The organism is Polyangium spumosum (genome assembly GCF_009649845.1).
GTDB lineage: Bacteria > Myxococcota_A > Polyangia > Polyangiales > Polyangiaceae > Polyangium > Polyangium spumosum.
The window spans coordinates 60,518-77,460 of record NZ_WJIE01000004.1; the positions used below are offsets into that span (position 1 = coordinate 60,518).

15 protein-coding genes are annotated in these 16,943 nt (G+C 69.5%); 7 read left to right on the forward strand and 8 right to left on the reverse strand.

The window, feature by feature from the left end:
* Window positions 1-109: 109 nt before the first annotated feature.
* Window positions 110-862 carry a 2OG-Fe dioxygenase family protein gene (locus GF068_RS14190; protein ID WP_153819942.1) on the forward strand — a complete coding sequence of 251 codons (753 nt, stop codon included), beginning with the start codon at window positions 110-112 and terminating at the stop codon, window positions 860-862.
* Window positions 863-910: 48 nt separating this feature from the next.
* Window positions 911-1,921, forward strand: coding sequence for an AraC family transcriptional regulator (locus GF068_RS14195; protein WP_153819943.1), 1,011 nt, complete (start codon window positions 911-913; stop codon window positions 1,919-1,921).
* Between the two features lies 1 nt (window position 1,922).
* On the opposite strand, the gene GF068_RS14200 is transcribed toward GF068_RS14195, so the two are convergent.
* On the reverse strand, window positions 1,923-2,741 hold the full coding sequence (locus GF068_RS14200) for a metal-dependent hydrolase (protein WP_153819944.1): 819 nt from the start codon (window positions 2,739-2,741) through the stop codon (window positions 1,923-1,925).
* A 177-nt stretch (window positions 2,742-2,918) separates the two neighbouring features.
* Between GF068_RS14200 and GF068_RS14205 the strand changes: the two genes are divergently transcribed.
* A complete protein-coding gene (locus GF068_RS14205) occupies window positions 2,919-3,446 on the forward strand; it encodes an MXAN_0125 family MYXO-CTERM protein (protein WP_153819945.1) in 528 nt (175 codons plus the stop codon).
* A 9-nt stretch (window positions 3,447-3,455) separates the two neighbouring features.
* On the opposite strand, the gene GF068_RS14210 is transcribed toward GF068_RS14205, so the two are convergent.
* The 3 genes from GF068_RS14210 to GF068_RS14220 form a co-directional block, all read right to left on the reverse strand.
* Complete coding sequence (locus GF068_RS14210) at window positions 3,456-4,958, reverse strand: hypothetical protein (RefSeq protein ID WP_153819946.1); 1,503 nt, start codon at window positions 4,956-4,958, stop codon at window positions 3,456-3,458.
* A 200-nt stretch (window positions 4,959-5,158) separates the two neighbouring features.
* Window positions 5,159-5,554 carry a hypothetical protein gene (locus GF068_RS14215; RefSeq protein WP_153819947.1) on the reverse strand — a complete coding sequence of 132 codons (396 nt, stop codon included), beginning with the start codon at window positions 5,552-5,554 and terminating at the stop codon, window positions 5,159-5,161.
* A gap of 41 nt (window positions 5,555-5,595) precedes the next feature.
* Window positions 5,596-7,041: an aminotransferase-like domain-containing protein gene (locus GF068_RS14220; RefSeq protein WP_338046384.1), complete on the reverse strand. Its 1,446-nt coding sequence runs from the start codon at window positions 7,039-7,041 to the stop codon at window positions 5,596-5,598.
* Between the two features lie 154 nt (window positions 7,042-7,195).
* Here GF068_RS14220 and yedA point away from each other — a divergent pair, with 154 nt between their 5' ends.
* Together yedA and GF068_RS14230 are read left to right on the forward strand one after the other, a co-directional pair.
* The gene (gene yedA / locus GF068_RS14225) at window positions 7,196-8,413 is read left to right on the forward strand and encodes a drug/metabolite exporter YedA (protein ID WP_153819949.1); all 1,218 of its coding nucleotides are present in this window, start codon (window positions 7,196-7,198) and stop codon (window positions 8,411-8,413) included.
* A gap of 58 nt (window positions 8,414-8,471) precedes the next feature.
* Window positions 8,472-9,914, forward strand: a complete 1,443-nt coding sequence (locus GF068_RS14230; protein WP_153819950.1) for a gluzincin family metallopeptidase — start codon at window positions 8,472-8,474, stop codon at window positions 9,912-9,914.
* A gap of 120 nt (window positions 9,915-10,034) precedes the next feature.
* Here GF068_RS14230 and GF068_RS14235 read toward each other — a convergent pair whose 3' ends face one another.
* From GF068_RS14235 to GF068_RS14245, 3 genes are all read right to left on the reverse strand, one after another.
* The gene (locus GF068_RS14235; RefSeq protein WP_153819951.1) at window positions 10,035-10,307 is read right to left on the reverse strand and encodes an MFS transporter; all 273 of its coding nucleotides are present in this window, start codon (window positions 10,305-10,307) and stop codon (window positions 10,035-10,037) included.
* Window positions 10,308-10,535: 228 nt separating this feature from the next.
* Window positions 10,536-11,498 carry a macrolide 2'-phosphotransferase gene (locus GF068_RS14240; protein WP_153819952.1) on the reverse strand — a complete coding sequence of 321 codons (963 nt, stop codon included), beginning with the start codon at window positions 11,496-11,498 and terminating at the stop codon, window positions 10,536-10,538.
* 302 nt (window positions 11,499-11,800) lie between these two features.
* Window positions 11,801-12,760, reverse strand: a complete 960-nt coding sequence (locus GF068_RS14245; RefSeq protein WP_153819953.1) for a hypothetical protein — start codon at window positions 12,758-12,760, stop codon at window positions 11,801-11,803.
* A 173-nt stretch (window positions 12,761-12,933) separates the two neighbouring features.
* Here GF068_RS14245 and GF068_RS14250 point away from each other — a divergent pair, with 173 nt between their 5' ends.
* Window positions 12,934-13,923, forward strand: a complete 990-nt coding sequence (locus GF068_RS14250; RefSeq protein ID WP_240806920.1) for a hypothetical protein — start codon at window positions 12,934-12,936, stop codon at window positions 13,921-13,923.
* Window positions 13,924-13,959: 36 nt separating this feature from the next.
* Window positions 13,960-15,297, forward strand: a complete 1,338-nt coding sequence (locus GF068_RS14255; protein ID WP_153819954.1) for a hypothetical protein — start codon at window positions 13,960-13,962, stop codon at window positions 15,295-15,297.
* Window positions 15,298-15,422: 125 nt separating this feature from the next.
* Here the strand turns inward: GF068_RS14255 and GF068_RS14260 are convergent, their stop codons facing one another.
* Window positions 15,423-16,934 carry a PGRS family protein gene (locus GF068_RS14260; protein WP_153819955.1) on the reverse strand — a complete coding sequence of 504 codons (1,512 nt, stop codon included), beginning with the start codon at window positions 16,932-16,934 and terminating at the stop codon, window positions 15,423-15,425.
* Window positions 16,935-16,943 lie beyond the last annotated feature (9 nt).

Below are 16,943 nucleotides of genomic sequence, written 5' to 3' on the forward strand. Positions count from 1 at the left end.
CGGGAGAGTCTAGGCGAAGATCCGGGCCTGTCACCCGGAAGGCCACGCGCGGCGTCCGGGGGGGCTCGGGCGGGAGCGCGGCGGCGCGGCCGTGCTAGGGTGGCGCCCCATGTCGACCGCCACGTTCGAGCCGCCGATGACCGCACCAGCCGACCTCGCGGAGGTGGTGCGCAGACAGGGGTTCGCCGTGGCAGATTCGAGCTGGGCTCGCAGCAAGGCCGGCGCGGAGGATCTGGCGTCGTTCGCGTCGGAATGGGACGACATGCCGCTCGATCCGCACCTCAAAGACGGCGGGCACTACCGGCGGCGCAGGCATGCTTCGTTCATCGTCGACGAGGGCTCCTGCCAGCTCGTCCCGCGCCGCGCGCACTTCCAGCCCCTGGAATACAACGCGCTCCACGGCGGGATGGAGCGCTGGTTCGAGCCGATGCGGGAGAGCCTGATCACGCGGCCGTTCTGGTCCGCGCTGCTCACGGGTCTCTCGGGGATATGTTCCGAGATCGGACGTGCTTCACCCTGGTACGTCGAGGCGCACCAGTTCCGGATCGACACGAGCGAGGGAATCGGGCGACCCACGCCGGAGGGCGCCCATCGGGACGGCGTCGACTTCGTCGCCTTGTTCCTGATCACGCGCCACGCGATTCGTGGCGGCGAGACGCGTGTCTTCGACGCCCGCGGCCCGCAGGGGATCCGCTTCACGCTCACGGAGCCCTGGTCGCTGCTCCTGCTCGACGACGAGCGGGTCATCCACGAGTCCACGCCGATCCAGCCGCTCCGCGCCGGAGAATCGGGCGCGGCGCCGCTCGGACACCGGGACACGTTGGTCCTCACGTACCGCAGAAATGGGTTTCAGGACCCGTGAAGGCGCGCGCCTCTTGACAGGGGCGGCCGCATTCGATTTCCTGCGGACATGGGCGTGGGCATGGCCAGGGCGAGTGGTGACCTGCCGGCTGCTTATGCGCTGCACCTGGTGGATCTCGTGGCGCGGTGGGGCGTCAGCCCTCCCGAGGTGCTCGATGGCCTCGGGCTCACGCGTGAATCGCTGACGAACCCGGCGGCGCGGATTTCGCTCGAGACCACGGGCACGCTCGTGAAGCGGGCGATCGCGCTCACCGGAGAGCCGGGGCTCTCGCTCTTCATGGGGCTGCAGATGCGCCTCTCGTCGCACGGGTATCTCGGCTTCGCCGCCATGACGGCCGGGACGATCCGCCAGGCCATCGAGCTCGCCATTCGTTTCGTCCCGACCCGGACGACGGCGCTCGCCTTCCACCTGCACGTCGAGGGCGAGACGGCGTCCCTGGTCCTCGAGGAGCGCGCGCCGCTCGGCGAGGCGCGGGAGTTCATCCTCGTCACGCTGATGATGGGCATTGCCCAGATCGCCCGCGACGTCACGAAAAAGGAGCTCGTGGGGGACGCGGACTTCGCCTTCGAGGAGCCCGGCCATTTCTCTCGGTTCGCGCACCTCGCGCCCGGCCGGGTCCGCTTTGGAAAGGCCAAGAACCGCATCGTTTTCGCGTCCTCGGTGCTCGACCTGCCCCTCGACATGGCCGATCCGGTGGCGATGCAGCTCGCGCGCGAGCAATGCGAGCGGGAAATGCAAGCCCTCGGGAGGGACGACCGGACGGCGGCGCGGGTCCGGGAGCTCTTGCCGCTGCCGGAGGGGTACCGCTCGCTGGAGGAGATCGCGCAGCAAATCGGGGTCTCGCCGCGCACGCTGAAGCGTCGCCTCGCGGACGCGGGGACGTCCTATTCGGATCTGCTCGACGATCTGCGGCGCGAGCGCGCGATGCTCCTGCTCCGGGACGAGAGCCTTTCGCGCGAGCAAATCGCCGAGCGGCTCGGCTACTCCGACGCGGCGAACTTCGCCCGCGCCTTCCGGCGGTGGACGGGGAAGACCCCCGGGATGCTGCGCAAGCCGTGACTCAGGCCGAAGGCGCGGCCCGAGGGTCCGCCTTCCATCGCTCGAGCTCGTCGCGGTTATCCATGTCCCACGGATGGAAGCCGGGCCTGTAATAGTCGAGGTAATGCAGGAACAGCTTGAACATGCCGCCCGGGCGGAAGAACAGGAAATCGACGAGCGACACCCATTCCCGGGCCGAGAAGAGGATCCCGTTCTCGTGCATGAGCCGCGCCTGGTGCTCGATCACCTTCCCCCAGAAGATCAGGGTGGTCGGGATCATCAGGGCGCACCGCTCGAAGGTTTTGCCGCCGGACGCGAGGTAGACGTCGAAGGCGACGGCCTTGTGTTCGTTCTCCTCGGCGGCGTGCCAGCGCCAGAGCGCGGCCATCTCGGGATCCGCGCCTTCGAGCAGCCGCGGATCCCCGAGGATGAAATGACCCATGAGCGCGGTGAAATGCTCGAGGTTGCAGGTCACGGCGAGCTGCCAGCGCGGCGGCAGGAGCCGCGACGCGCGGCGAAGGATTCGCACGACGCGCTTCTCCATCTCGTCGATGGGGTAACCCTGCGCCTTCAGCATCTCGTTGTACCGGATGTGCTCGCGGCCATGGATGCCCTCCTGCGCGATGAAGGCCTTCACCTCCGCGAGGAGCGCGGGATCACGCACGCGATCTCGATGCGCCTTCACGGCCGCGATGAAGAATCGCTCCCCCGCGGGAAAAAAAACGGAGAGGTTGTCGAAGAAGAGCGTGACGGCCCGCCGCCCTCCGTGCCAGAAGCGCGGGATCCGCTCGCCGGTCTCGAACCGGAGGTTGCGAACCTCGATCGTCGGGGAAACGGACATCACTCACCTCCTGCGCGAACATGCGGATGTTGACACGCCGCGCCAAGCCTCGGCAGGTTCGCGCGTGCCAGATCCGTGTCATCTCGGGCCAGGGGGGTCGGGAGGGGAGCGCGGAGCGCGCGTCGTGGAGCGCAGCGCGGGCGTCTCGTGTTAGGGTCGCTCGCACGGAGGTCTTGCATGAAATCGATCGCGTTCGCCATTCCCTTCGCCGCCTTCCTCGCCTTCGCCCCGAGCGCCGCGCGCGCGGGTTGCCCGCAGGTGGAGCCCGGCTGCGACGCCGTCGTCGAGCTCGAAGCCCGCCTCGAGGGCGCGCCCGCCTGCGCCCGCCTCGACAAGGTCGAGCCCGAGAACGGATGCGTTTGTCACGGTAGCGTCGCCCTGGCGAACGATTGTGCCTTCGAGATCGTCGCCGGGGATTTTGCCTTCGTCAACGACAAGACCACCGTGCTCCCCGGCGAGACGCTGTCGCTTTACATCGATGGCAGCCCCACGGGTGACGCCGTGGGGGGGCCGCCCGGCCAGCACCACGAGGAGCTGAACCTCCAGGCCGACGGGCAGAGCTTCAAGTTGATCCTCGATTTCACGGTCGAGCACCGGGTCATCGAGACAGGCTGCAATGTATCCGGCGGAAGCAGGCCGGGCCTCGCGGCCGCTGGTCTTGGGCTCGCCGCGTTGCTCTTCGCCCGCCGCCGCCGGGCTCGCTGAGGGGCCGACTCACCGGCCAGGATCGGAGGTCCTGCCGCACCGGCGCGCCTCGCCTTCGCGCCTCTCGAGCTCGCGGCAGCGGCGCAAGGCCTGAAGGAAATATCGATCGCCGAAGGAGAGGGATTGCTGCGGCCATCCGTAGGACGCGGAGCCACGCGCCAGGATGCCTTCGTGGGGAGAATCCACGGCGAGATAAGCGAGCTCGCCGTCGGGGGCGCGGAACGTGAGCAAGGAATGCAGAATGTCCTCGGCGGCGCCGAGATACCGCTCTCGCAGGTCGGCCTCGTCGACGAGCGTGCCGAGCTCGAGCAGGCCCGAGGCCGCCACCGCGGCGGCGGACGAGTCCCGCGCGGTGAAGGTCTTCGTGCCCGGCCGCCGGTCGCCGCGGACGCCGTCCCGGTTCGCGTCGTTCCAGGGGCCCTCGGGCTCGCCGAGGGCCGCGTCGAAATCGGTCGGGGGCACGAAGTCGCCGGGGACGTGGTTGTAGGGGTCGCGCGTGAAATGCGGCAGGTGCGTGATGAAATGGTCGGCCAAACGTTTGGCCGTTTCGAGGAACAGGCGCGGCTCGGTCGAGGGATCGTCTCGGGTGTAGCGATAGGTCGTGGTGAATCCGTGGATGGCCCACGCCTGGCCGCGGGACCACGTGGATTCGGGCGCGAACCCTTGATCGCTGATCTTCGCGTGGATGCGGCCCGCGCCGGGCCCCGGGCCGTCGTGGTGCTGCACGACGTGGTAGGTGCTGCCGTCGGGCCGCACGTTTTCGGCCATCACCGTCCTCGCGTGGGTCACGGCGCGCTCGTAGAGGTCGCGGAGCGGCCCGGACGCGGGCCTCCCGGCGAGATCCCAGGCGAAGAAGGGGAGCTCGACGTTCATCATGCTGTCGATGTACACGGGATACGGCGCGAGATAACCGTTCGAGAGCGGGAAGGCTCGGTATGCGCCGACCGGCGCGCCTCCGGCGTTGAAGAGTCGATCCAGGGAGAACGCGCTCCGCTCGATCGCCGTTCGCGCGCGGCCCCGCCAAACCCCGCCCGGGTCGTCCTCCTCGCCGAGCGCGTGGAGCGCCTCGCCGAAGGTCGAGAGGAAACGGAAGCCGAGGTCGTGATCGATCGGGGTATTCTCGAGCGTCGCCATGACGGACGTCCATGCGAGCGCGGCTTCGAGCATGCGTGGATCACGTTCGTGGCGATAGAGCTCCCAGGCGACGCCGGGGAAAAAGCCGCTGCGCCAGTCCTCGACGGGTCTCTGCTCCCAGCTCCCGAGGTCGGGGGGCGAATGCCTGGTCACCACCGGGAAACGCCTGGCGAAATGGGCGGGGTCGATGCGCACGAGCTCGTCGATCGTGGCGCGCGTCCGCCGCTCGGCAAAGGCGAGCGCGTCGTCGATCGGCAGGCGTAGCGGCGAAGCGGAGGCTCGGCTCGGCGCCTCCTCGTGCGTGCAAGCGGGTATCGCGAGGCTCAGGGCGGCGATGAGGGGGAGCGCCCGACGAGGGCGGGAGGCGGGCTCGTGCATGCCCGGTCTCTCGCGCCGCGCGCAGCGGTCGTAAAGCCGGGGGCGGCTCGGTGAAGAGAAGAGGACTTCTCCCCGATCTCGGCCAGGGAGACGAAGCGAAGGAAACCGTAAAGACGGGAAGGGCTGTCGGACGCGTTCAGGACGTATACCCTTGGCGGGTCGCTCGTCACGAGACCCGCTGCTGTCCGTGCCGCGAATCGTCAGGCGGATGCGCCGCGCGCCGCGATGGCCGAGAGCCGCCTCGACCAGTACATCCACAATCCCGAGAAGCTCATGAAGATCCCGAGGAAGATCCACGTGCCCCAGGGCGCGCCCTGCACGAGGGAGAGGGCGAATCCGAGGACCGCGGCGCCGGACCAGAGGATCTTGAGCCGGAGCATGGTCCGGAAGCTCGCGAGGTCCGCATTGCGGCCGAGGAGAGACTCGCCGCCGATCCCGACGAGCGCCGCGCCCACCACGCGGCTCGTGACGGGGTCGACCGTCGTCCACCCGAAGAGCGCGAGGAAGAAGCCCGGGAACAACAAGAGTGGCACGGCGAAGAGGAGGTCGGCCGCGAAATGGATGACGAACCAGGTGCGGAGGGAGCGCGGGACCATGTCGCCATGGTCGCACGCATGGCCGCGCGGTGACAATGGGTTTACACCCCGCACTCCGCGCAGAGCTTCCCGAGCGTACGAATCGCATGATCGAAGAGCTCCGACCACGGGTGCCCGCACGAGAGCCGGATGTAGCCCGAGAACCTCTGCTTCGCCGAGAAGATCGGCCCCGGCGCGATCGCGATCCCGCGCGCGAGCGCTCGGTCGAAGAGGTCGAGCGCGCTCGTGCCCGGGGGGAGCTCGACCCACAACATGAACCCTCCTGCGGGCCTCGAAATGCGCGTCCCCGGGGGGAAGTGTTCGGCCACGGCCTCGCTCACCCGCTCGACCTGCGCCGCGAGCTTGCGCCGCAGCGCGCGCAGGTGGTGGTCGTAGCCGCCATTGTCGAGGAAATCGGCCACGGCCATCTGCGGGAGCGTCGCCGTGGCCACGCTCTGGGCGAATTTGAGCTGCTCGACCTCCTCGCGGAAGACGCCGGGCGCGGCCCAGCCCACGCGATAACCCGGCGCCACCGTCTTCGAGAAGGACGAGCAGAGCATCACGAGCCCCCGTTTGTCGAACGCCTTCGCCGGCCGCGGGCGCTCGTCACCGAAATGGAGGTCGCCGTAAATGTCGTCCTCGATGAGCGGGATCTCCCGGCGGCCGAGCATCTCCACGAGCTCCTCCTTGGCCTCGTCCGGCATCAAGGAGCCGAGGGGGTTGGCGAAGTTCGGGATCGCCATCACCGCGCGGATGCGGTGGCGCCCCATCGCCTCCGCGAGCGCGGCGAGGTCCATGCCCGTGCGCGGGTGCGAGGGGATCTCGATGACCCGCATCTGCAGGCCCGCGAGCAGCCGCAGGAGCCCGTAATACGCGGGGGATTCGACGGCCACCGTGTCGCCCGGCCGCGTGGCCGCGCGCAAGCAAAGGTGGAGCGCCTCGGACGCGCCCACGGTGGTCACGATGTCGTCGACGGAGAGCGCGCAGCCCCATTCGATCGAGCGGCGCGCGACCTGTCGGCGCAAAGCGACGAGGCCCGGCGGCGGGTCGTAGGCCACGCCCGCGCCGCCCGCGCCCCGCGCGATGAGGCTCAGGGAGCGATTGATTCGTTCGGTCGGCAGGAGCGCGGGGTCGAGGGAAGCCGCGCCGAGCGGCACGATGCTCGGATCCCGGGCGGCGCCGTAGAGCTTCGCGACGAGGTTGCCGATGCTCGGCCGGCTCGTGGTCGTGCACGCGCGCGCCGCGCGGGGCTCGGGCGGGAGGGGCGCCCGGCGCGCCCGCACGTAATGCCCGGACTGCGGCCGCGCCTCGATGAGCGCGCGATTCTCGAGCTCGAGGTACGCCTGCAGCACCGTCGCGATGCTGACCCCCTGCTGGCGGGCGAGGCGACGCACCGAGGGGATCCTGTCGCCGGGCCGGAGCGTGCCCCGCTCGATCAGCTCCTCGATGTGCGCGGCGACGCGCTCGTAAAGAAGCCCCTGCTCGGCGGCGACGGTTTCTTGCTGCACGACCGCGAAGGATACCGCGCGCCGCGCCCGCGCGCACCGGTACAGTTGCCTCGGGCGACGACCAGCACAGTGAACGCAGGGCCAAACTGTACCGGTCGCACATGCAGGTCAACTGCATCTGTGCCGTTGGCCGCGCCGGCGTCACAGTCCGGGCATGACGACGACCGTGCCGAGGTTCCGCGCGGGCGTGGCGCCGTTCGCGCCGCGTCGTGTCGAGCTCGATCTCGCCAAGGGGGCGCTCTGGGCGCAGCGGCTCCGGGGGCCGTTCGCCCTCGCTTGTACGAGCGGATCCGTCTGGCTGACGCGCGAGGGGGATCCTGACGACGTGGTGCTCTCGGCGGGCGGCTGCTACCGTGGCGCCGATCAAGGGCTCGTGGTGGTCGAGGCCCTCGCGACGGCGCACATCACGGTGTCCAGGGACGGCTTTTCAGGGAAAATGCGGCAGCTCCTCGCGGCCCTGCGGCAGCACTGGCTCGTGGTCGTCTCGCTCCTCTCCCTCTACCTGATCTGGGGCTCGACGTACCTCGGGATGCACATCGCGCTGGAGACGCTCCCGCCGTTTTTCATGGGCGGGACGCGGTTCTTGCTCGCGGGCGGCATCCTGTTCGCCGCGCTCAGGCTGCGCGGCGAGGCCTCGCCTTCGCGCAAGCAATGGGCCGGGGCCGCGCTCATCGGCGCGCTCATGCTCGCGTGCGGCAATGGGTTTCTCGCGATCGGCCAGCGACGCGGCTGGGTGAGCTCCGGCGTGGCCGCGGTCGTGGTGACGACGATGCCGCTCTGGATGGCGGTGCTCGCGAGCGCCTCGGCGTTCCGAGCGCGCCGCGCGGGCCGCGAAGGGGCCACGGCCGCGCCGACGCGGGGCGAATGGATGGGCCTGCTCGTCGGGTTCACGGGCGCTGCGCTCCTGCACCTCGGCGGCGCAATGGGCGGCTCCGGCGGCGGGATGCTCCTCATGATGCTCTCGCCCTTCGCCTGGGCGCTCGGCTCGCTCCTCAGCCGATCCATGGATCTGCCGAGAGGCCTCATGGCCTCCGCCGCGCAGATGGTCGCGGGCGGCGCGGTCATGCTCTCTCTTTCGCCGATCCTCGGCGAGGCGATCCCGCTCGAGCCCTCGTACCGCTCGCTCGCCGCCCTCGCGTATCTGACGGTGTTCGGCTCGATCGTGGGGTTCTCCGCGTACGGCTACCTCATCCGGAACACGCGTCCGGCCATTGCGACGAGTTATGCGTACGTCAACCCGCTCGTCGCCATCGTGCTCGGCATCTGGCTCGGCGGCGAAGAAGCGTCGGCGACGACGTGGCTCGCGGCGCTGATCGTGATCTCCGGCGTCGTGATCCTCTCGGTCGCGCGGGCGCGGCCGTCGAGCTCCTGATCTCGAAGCGCCCCCGAGCCCCCTTTGAAAGCAGGGCCGCTCGGTGTACACATGGACCATGGCGCGACGGGAGGGCATGGTCCGGCTGCCGGTTTGTCTCGGCCTGTTCCTCTTCGGAGGCTGCGGGGGCTCGGCCGCGGCGCCCGCGAGTGTCGTGACGGGGGAGGCCCCGGCGGTGCATTACTCGATCGCCGTGGATGCGGAGCTCCGCACGCTTTCGGCCACCGTCTGTCCCCGTGATCTCCGGCTCGCGCGGCTCCGCGTGACGAGGCCCGAGGACGCCTCGCGCGTGCAGAGGCCACGCGTCGTCCGGGCCGCGGGCGAGGTGCCGCTGGAAATCGAGCAGGACGCCGTGCCCATTTCATCGGACACGGACGGCGCTTGTATCGGCTACGACGTCGATCTCGGGCCGCCCCGGGAGGGTTTTTGGCTCGCGCACGGCGGCGGCCACGTGCTCGCGTCGCCCGACGTCTGGCTGCTCGCGCCCGAGCCCCGGCCCGCGGGGACGCGGGTGACGGCGAGCTTCACGCTCCCGGCGGGCGTGCGCGTCGCGGTGCCCTGGCCGGAGGATTCACGCGGACATCGTATTCCGGAGACGGCGTTCACGATGCGCGGCGCGGGGGCCTTCGGCGCGCTCGGGCGGGAGGCGCTCTCCGTGGGAGGCGCCGCGCTCGACGTGGTCTCGCTCGGCGATGGGTTCGGCGAGCGAGCGCCGCTCGTCACGAGATGGCTGGAGCGGAGCGCTGCGGCGTTGACCCAGCTCCATGATGATTTTCCCGTGCCGCGCGTGATGGTGTTGCTCCTCCCGCAGCCTGGGGATGACGTCGGGTTTGGCATGGCGCTGCGCGGAGGCGGACCGACGGTGATGCTCATGGTGGGGTCGAGCGTCTCGACCGAGGCGCTCGACAAGGATTGGACGGCCGTGCACGAGCTCTTCCATCTCTCGGCGCCGCGGTTTCATCCGCGGGACGCATGGCTCTCCGAGGGGCTCGCCACGTATTACACGGACATCTTGATGGGGCGCGCGAGGATGCTCGATGAAAAGAGCGCATGGGACGATCTCCGGGACGGCTTTCAGCGAGGGAATCGCCGCGGGACGGGGCGCACGCTCCGGCAGGAGAGCCTCGACATGCACGAGACGTACGCCTACTGGCGCGTGTACTGGGCCGGCGCGGCGATTGCGTTGCTCGCGGACGTGGAGCTCCGGAAGCGGGGCGTGGACGGCGGGCTCGACGCGCCGCTCCGCGAGCTCGCGCGTTGCTGCGCCCAATCCAAGGAGGCCTGGTCCGCCGAGCGGTTCGCGGAGTTCGTCGATGAAAGGACGGGGCAGGCCGTGATGAAGCCGCTCGTCGCGCGTTACGCAGGCAGCGCCGATTTCCCCGACACCGCGGAGGTCCTCGCGGCGCTCGGCGTGCGGGGCGCCGGGCGGGATATGACGCTCGTCGAGGACGCCCCGCGAGCCGGCGTGCGCAAGGCGATGATGGCGCCCCGCAAGCGTTAGGCGATCTCGGGCGCCGGCGCGGCCTCCTCGGGGCGGCGCTCGATGCGCTTGCGGAAGACGAGCATGCAGATCGGCGCCGCGACCGTCATGAGCCCGATGATGAGTCACATCTGCCCCGAGTCACGCGGACCCGTCGGCGGACAGTAGACGGTGAGCGTAATTCGCTTCGCGCCCGGGCGGCGCGATCGTCGCCGTGTACTCGTAGAGCCGCGGCGACCAGAGCGCCTCGCCGATCGAGAGCAGCACGATGAACACGACGCTCGCGGCCACGGTCGTCGAGAACGCCAGCGCGAACACCGAGACCGCCGAGATCGTCGCGCCAATCGCGATGACCGGATAGGGCGGAACCTTCCGCGTCAGCGCCGTCGCCACCGGGGTGAGGAAGATGATCATCGCCAAGTTGATCGACCAGTAATACGCGAACGGGAAATCCTCGCCGAGGGGCGGCCATGGGCGAACGATACACGCGGCGTGGCCCGGATCCAGTGGGATTCGCAGGCTCTGGCGGGAGGGGTACGTCACGGCACCGGCGGGCAATCGCGTGTGTCTCTATCGAGCGGGAGAAGCAAGGCGCTCCCCGCCCTGGCGATTGAACGAGGCCAGATCAGCGGGGCACGGCCGTCACCCGCTCTCCTGGGCAATCGTCTCGAGCATCGTCCGGGCGAACGCGATGACGCCTTCGTTCCCGTTCGAGAGGCCCCACTTCGCCCCGAGCGCGGGGAACGCGGCCCAGCGCTCGGCGGCGTGATCCGCGAGGCCGGGCCAGGTCGTGCCTCCTCGCGCTTCGAATCGCGTGATACACGCGTCGAGCGCCGCCTCGCCGAATGCGCCGACGAAGAGCGCGAGATCGATCGAGGGATCCCCGAGGTGGGCCTCGGTCCAGTCGAGGATCCCCGTCACCCGGCCGTCCTCGTCGAGGAGCAGATGACCGGGGTGGAGATCGCCGTGCACCAGGGCGAGGTGATGTGGCCAGATCGCGTCGTTCGCGAGCCATCGTTGCCAGCGGGCCCAGACCACGTCGGGCGGCGCGAGGAGGGCACGCGTGTCCTCCATGGCCCGGGCGATCTCGGCGCGGCTGTCGTCGATCGATTTTCGAGGGATACCGGCCTCCGCGATCTCGCTCGCGCTCACCTTCTGCAATGCCGCGAGCGCGTCGGCGAACGAATCGATGAACGTGGCCCTGGGCGCCGCCGGATCGATACGATTCCAGACGACGCCGGCCGTGGGATCCATCGAAACGGCGGGGACGTTGCCGAGGCGCGGATAGGCGATCACCTGGTCGGTGAACACGCGCCAATCGGGCACGGCGACGGGAAGGTGCGCGCGCACCAGGCGGAGCACACGCGCCTCGACGCGCGCAGATTCCACCACGGAAGGGCGCCGCGGCGTGCGGACGACCCACGGCGTGCCCTCCTCGTCGTGGGCGTGCACCACGAGGAAATCGAGGCCACTTCGATCGAAATCGTCCGCGGCGGTGACGAGCCGGAGCCCCTCGCGGCGCGCGGCGGCGACGAGCGCGGCTGCGGATTCGAGCGGCTCGAAGGACGAAGAATGGGTGGACGAGACATCACTACGTTCGGTCATGAAAAACTCCTCTTCGCGCGCCGACGAGGCGCGTGCGGAAGGGGAAGACCGCGGCGCGTGGTCTCACTGCCGTACGTGGCAAAATGGTCTCGGGCTGCCAGGCTGCCGGCGTGAGTCACCGCGCCCGGTCTTCCACGTGGGGAAGCAGGCACGGGAGAGCACCCACGCGCTCGATGCACCGACCCGGCCGTGCCGGGGATGCAAGGAGGACGAGGATGCCGAGCTCAGCGCAGCCGAATGAATGCCACGGCGCGACTCTGCCACGTGAAGCGCGTAGACGCAAGCCCCTCGTCGTGGACGGCTCAACGCGGGGCCCGGAGCACCGGCGGGAGCCGGATCACCGTCGTGCGTTTCCCGGAGAGCTCGGCCCCGCAACGATCCCCTCCGAAGTTCTCGTCGCCGTATACAACAAAGACGCCGAGCTCCCGGGACCCGAACCCGTCAAAACCTTCGGACCACCCGCAGGAGCCTTGTTGCTCGGCCATCCAGGTGGTTTTTCCGGGGAGGGGGAGGTCGATCGGGAGCGTCACCTCGCGGATCGTCCCGTCCGCCGTCAGCGCTCGCAGGATGACCTTTTCTTCGAAGCGATCCTCCTTCTCCTCGCGCACGTACTCGAAATCGAGGCCCTCCCGATCGAACCGCGTGACACGTTTCCACGACCATTCCTCACGATCGTCGCGCTCGAGATCGAGCTTCGTCCAGGGAGTCCCGGGGCACGGCCCTTCGGGCTTGCGCCCCGACGAGACGCCCCTCCACGTGCTTTTGTCGAGGATCCGGTTGGCCGCCGCGAGATCGCGCTTCAATCGCGACAGCGCGGCGGGGCTCGTGTCGTCCGGGTCCGACGAGAGGACGTAGAACCCGAGCGCCTTCCCCGTGGCCACCGAGTAAAATCCCAAGGAATCGTAATCATGCCCGGTGAAGCTCTGCGTGTCCCCGAACCACGCGACCATGATCGTCCCGTCGCGGTTCACGGCCGGAAACACGTCCCGCTCTCCACCGGCCACGCGCACCTCCCAGGGGATCGGGGACGTACCTTCTTCGTCCTCGCTCTGGCGTGGCACGAGCTCCAGGCGAATCGGCGCGAAGTGGGGCTCGGGCGCGGCGGCCGCTGCGGCGCAATCGTCCGCCCAGCGGGGCTCGGCCTGTTTGTCGCCGGCAATGGCTCCGGAATCGAGGGGCGCCGAAACGTGAGAATGACTCTGGCCCTGGCCACAAGCGACCAGGGCAAACGAGGCGAGGAGGGCGATGGACGGCGCGCGCATGGCGCCCGAGAACGCCTTCGAAGGAGGACACATTCCGCTCTTGGCAGAGCCCCGAGAATCGTCGAAACCCTGTGTTCCACGATTCAATTCTGGGCTACACTGAGGCTCGCTGACGGACGAGCCGTACGGGCATGCGCCACGCGCGCCGTCCCGTCCTCGGCGATCTGGGGGTCATGTCGATGCTCATTGCCTCGTGCATCTTGCTCGCGTTTGCCCTCTGCGGGCTCGTGTTCATGGGGGCGCGATACCGGCGGACGACAGAGGCCGCGAGCGACGCTCGGAAGCGCGCCGAGGCCCTGGAAAACGAGAATCGGGCGCTCGTGGCGAAGCTCCACGTCGCCGTCGAAGAGGACAAGAAAAAGGTCGGCTGGCTCGACCACCAGGAGCAGGAGATCCTCTGGCTCCGGGCGGAGCTCGAGAAGCGGCCGAAGATCACGCGCAAGACGTACAAGATCCTCACGCTCGGCGTCAAGGCCACGGGCAAGACGTCGCTCACCCTCAAATGGGCGAACCCCTTGATCGATCTGGGCGTCCTCGCCGGGACCAAGATCGACCGTTACGAGCGGACGGTGAGCCACGTGCTGCAAAAGGACGTGGTCATGGAGCACGTCTTCGAAGTGGGGGACTGGGGCGGCGAGCACATCGTCGACGCGCAGCAGGAGCTCATCGGAGACGAAATTCACGGGCTCCTCATCGTCGTCGACCTCGGCGGTAAAGACGCGAAGAAGGTCGAGCCCGCGCGTATCCAGGAGCAGATCCAGGAGTTCCAGCCGCAGGCGCTCAAGTTCTTCTTCGGCCCGAAGACAGTCGCGTCGTGCAAGACCGTAGTGCTCTTCATCAACAAGAGCGACCTGCTCTCCGGCACGCCCCTCGAGGTGGAGGAGCAGGCGAAGAAGCTCTACACCCCGCTCATCGAGAACCTCCTGAAGTACTCGATGCAGCTCGATATCCGCGTCTTCGTCGGCTCCGCGAACTACGGGCACTCGACCCACCTCCTGTTCTCGCATTTCGTGGAGCGGATCCTCCCGAAGCACGCCTACGATTCGCAGCTCTTGCAGCGCATGGTGAAGGACTTCTCGGAGGCGCCGAAGGCGGAGAAGACGGTCCCGCTCCCCGCCTTGAACACCACCTCCGAGCCTCCCAAGCTTTCGCGGGTGAACTGAATGAGCGCGCGCGGCGAGGGCCGAAGGGGAGGCTACGTGGCGCCGACGTACGAGGCGCCCGCCGACGTGGCCTGGTACCATTTCCTGCACGGGAACGTCCCAGGGCATCAGATCGACTTCATCTATCACCCGGAGGTGCCGCAGGGATCGCTCTCCCGGCAGCACTTCGGCCATCTGGCGAGGCTGCTCAAATACATCGAGCCGCGGACGACGAGTGATTGCGCGTTCGCCATCGGGAACCTCTCCCGTGACGATACCCAGCACGAGCCGGGGCGCGGCGGCGTGGCGCTCATCTTCGGGCTCCGCATCCGCGGCGCCCGCGATCACGCCGGCCGGCAGGATCCGCCATTCTCGCACGCGATCGTGGCCATCGAGCGGGACCTCGATGAGGCCTTCTTGCTCCGGGCCGCCCTCGATTTCCGCGCGCGCCTCTTCGAGCGCACGGCGGCGACAGCGCAGGGCAATGGCTGGTATCACACCTATGCCCGCCGCGGAGAGGATCCCGCCGCGGCGCTGCCCCTGCTGCAAGCGTACAAAGCGAGCTTCGAGGGGCTGCCCTCGGCGGGCCCCGGGGCACGCTCGCTCCGCTGGGCCGTGGCCGAGGAGGTGAAGCTCCCGGGGCGTATCGTGATCACGCACGACGGCGATACGCCGTTCGAGGCGATCGCGGCGTGCGCGGCCAGGATCGCGGCCGTCCTGTATCGATCGAACATCAAATGGACGGCCCTCTCGAATGGGCGAGAGTCCGACCTGTCGAACGGCGTCACGATTCGATTCTTGCCCGCGAGCGAGGTCGGGCCGCAGCCGGCGGGGACGCCGATCGTCCGGCTGGAATGCGTGCCGCAGGACGAGGACGAGCTCGCGCGGGAGCTCTTCGGCGCGACACCCGTGCGGGGGCACGAAGGGCCGGAGCGCGGGCTCGGATGGCGGGATCAATATCGTGGGCCCGCCACGGCGCTCGTGGAGGAGCCCGCGCCGGTGGACATGGCCTCGGCCTCGCCGGACGTGCCAGCCCATTCCACGCCAAAACGCTGGCCCCTCGCAGGGCTCGTCGCGGTCGTCGCCATGGGAGGTTTTGGCTTGTACCTGACGCGCGGCGCGGGCCCGGTCGCCGATCCGGCGCCTCGGTCGCCCGAGCCGAGCTTCGCGCCCGGGCCGGTCGCTCCGGAGGCCGCGCCTCCCAGCGTCGCGAAGGAGGCCGGGCCTCTGCCGAGCACGCCTTCGGCGAGTTCTACCGGGCCGACCACGAATGACAATCCAGCCGCGAGCGTCGCCGCGCAGGAGGGCGCCTCGTCGAACAAGCAAGCGAAGGCGCGGTCGCCGAAGCCTCCCCGCAAGCCGCCGCCGGTCGTCGGAGGCCCTCCGCGGTTCTGATCGAACCGGCGGCGAGCTCCCGCCCGTGGAGCTTTCGTGGGTTTTTTTTGACAAATTCTAAAATGGTTTTGGCAAGAGCATCGCCGTGCTCCGGGGAGCACGGCGACGCTTCATCTCGAAGGTCGTCAATCGAAGGACTGCGCCTCTGCGCGGACCCCCGCGGGCGCCGGAGCCTGGGGATCGCCGCCCAGTCCACCGGGCCCCTCGAGCCCGAGCTCGAACGTGACACCCGGCGCCACCGGTGGTGCATTGCCGACCCATGCAATCCCGATCGAATGGCCGCCGCGACCGCCGCCGCCGTGCCCGCCGTCGCCACCGTTGCCCCCCTTGCCGCCATTGCAGCCGGGCTTCAAGGGGGAGATCAGGGGCGGGGCGCCGCCCTGTCCACCGGCGCCGCCATTTCCTCCCGCCTGGCCCGAGGCGCCGTCGCCGCCCTTTCCGCCCCTCGCCGTGACGATCGAGACGTCCTCGAAGGCGAGCCTGGCGTCGAGGCTCAAGAGGCCGAAGCTCCCGCCGCCCGCGCCGCCCCCGACGCCGCCTTTTCCGCCGCAGCCGCCCGTGCCTCCGCTGCCGCCGCCGGCGCCGTGGATCGTCTGGCTGCCCACGGGGCATTTGCCTCCCCCGGACCCGCCCAATGCGGCGCCGCCGCCGCCGCCGGCCAACCCCACGGAGCCTTCGCCGCCGCTCGCGCCGGCGGCCCCTTCATACCCGCTCGCCGAGATCGACCCGAGCAGATCGCCGTGAGCGCCCGGGGCGCCGACGCTCCCGTCCGCGCCGGGCCCGCCATCCGTGCATTCGGTGAGCGTGAATTCCTCGGGCTCGCCGCCATGGCCGCCGCTCACGTCTTTCCCGTGCGAGCTGTTTCGACCGGCCTTCCCCCAGGGCGAGGTGCCAAAACCCCCGGATCCGCCGATCGATTCGACCGGTCCACACATCGTGACGACCTCCTGCACATTGGAGTACGTACACGCGGCATATCCCATTTTCCCGGGCGCCCCGTCGGTCGCCGCCTGGGCTTCGCTCGGCGGGGTTTTTCCGTCGGCGCCATTGCCGGCCTCCAGATGACACCGGACGAGCTTCAGATCGGAGCCCTCGGCGATCACCGCGATGGATGACGAACCCGGGAGGACGGCGTCCGCGGCGATGACCTCGACATTCGTAAGGACCGTCGGTCCCCCCGCGCGGACCCGCAAGGGCACCTCGTTCGCGCTCGCGGAGAGCGTCGTGACGCCGACCTGCGCGCTCCACTTCGTGCCGGTCGTGCAGTTGTACCCGCCGTGAATCACCTCGCCGCCGCGCAAGGTGAGCGGCTCGACGAACGTCTCGGCGCAAGCGTAAATGGGTCGCGCGCCCTCCGCCTGCGCCATTCCCACGGCCTTGCCGAGCGTCCGCAGCGGGCGCTCGGGTGTCCCCGGGTTTTCATCGTCGCCGGAGGCCGACACGTAGATCCCGCAAGGCGAGGGCTGACTCGGATCCCCGTCGAGCGAGCATGCCACCTTCGTGCTCGCCTGGCCCCCGGCGCAGGTCTTCGTGACGCTGCAATCGGCGAACACGTCGAGGCCGCAGCCCCCGAACGCGGCGGCCCCAGCGGCGCACGCGAGCGTCGCCAGGAGGGAAGCCAATGAATGACGACGCATGAGCCTCGA

Coding starts and splice junctions, on each gene's coding strand:
- GF068_RS14190 (WP_153819942.1), top strand. CDS start 110: ATGTCGACCGCCACGTTCGAGCCGCCGATGACCGCACCAGCCGACCTC.
- GF068_RS14195 (WP_153819943.1), top strand. CDS start 911: ATGGGCGTGGGCATGGCCAGGGCGAGTGGTGACCTGCCGGCTGCTTAT.
- GF068_RS14200 (WP_153819944.1), bottom strand. CDS start 2,741: ATGTCCGTTTCCCCGACGATCGAGGTTCGCAACCTCCGGTTCGAGACC.
- GF068_RS14205 (WP_153819945.1), top strand. CDS start 2,919: ATGAAATCGATCGCGTTCGCCATTCCCTTCGCCGCCTTCCTCGCCTTC.
- GF068_RS14210 (WP_153819946.1), bottom strand. CDS start 4,958: ATGCACGAGCCCGCCTCCCGCCCTCGTCGGGCGCTCCCCCTCATCGCC.
- GF068_RS14215 (WP_153819947.1), bottom strand. CDS start 5,554: ATGGTCCCGCGCTCCCTCCGCACCTGGTTCGTCATCCATTTCGCGGCC.
- yedA (WP_153819949.1), top strand. CDS start 7,196: ATGACGACGACCGTGCCGAGGTTCCGCGCGGGCGTGGCGCCGTTCGCG.
- GF068_RS14230 (WP_153819950.1), top strand. CDS start 8,472: ATGGCGCGACGGGAGGGCATGGTCCGGCTGCCGGTTTGTCTCGGCCTG.
- GF068_RS14235 (WP_153819951.1), bottom strand. CDS start 10,307: ATGATCATCTTCCTCACCCCGGTGGCGACGGCGCTGACGCGGAAGGTT.
- GF068_RS14240 (WP_153819952.1), bottom strand. CDS start 11,498: ATGACCGAACGTAGTGATGTCTCGTCCACCCATTCTTCGTCCTTCGAG.
- GF068_RS14245 (WP_153819953.1), bottom strand. CDS start 12,760: ATGCGCGCGCCGTCCATCGCCCTCCTCGCCTCGTTTGCCCTGGTCGCT.
- GF068_RS14250 (WP_240806920.1), top strand. CDS start 12,934: ATGTCGATGCTCATTGCCTCGTGCATCTTGCTCGCGTTTGCCCTCTGC.
- GF068_RS14260 (WP_153819955.1), bottom strand. CDS start 16,934: ATGCGTCGTCATTCATTGGCTTCCCTCCTGGCGACGCTCGCGTGCGCC.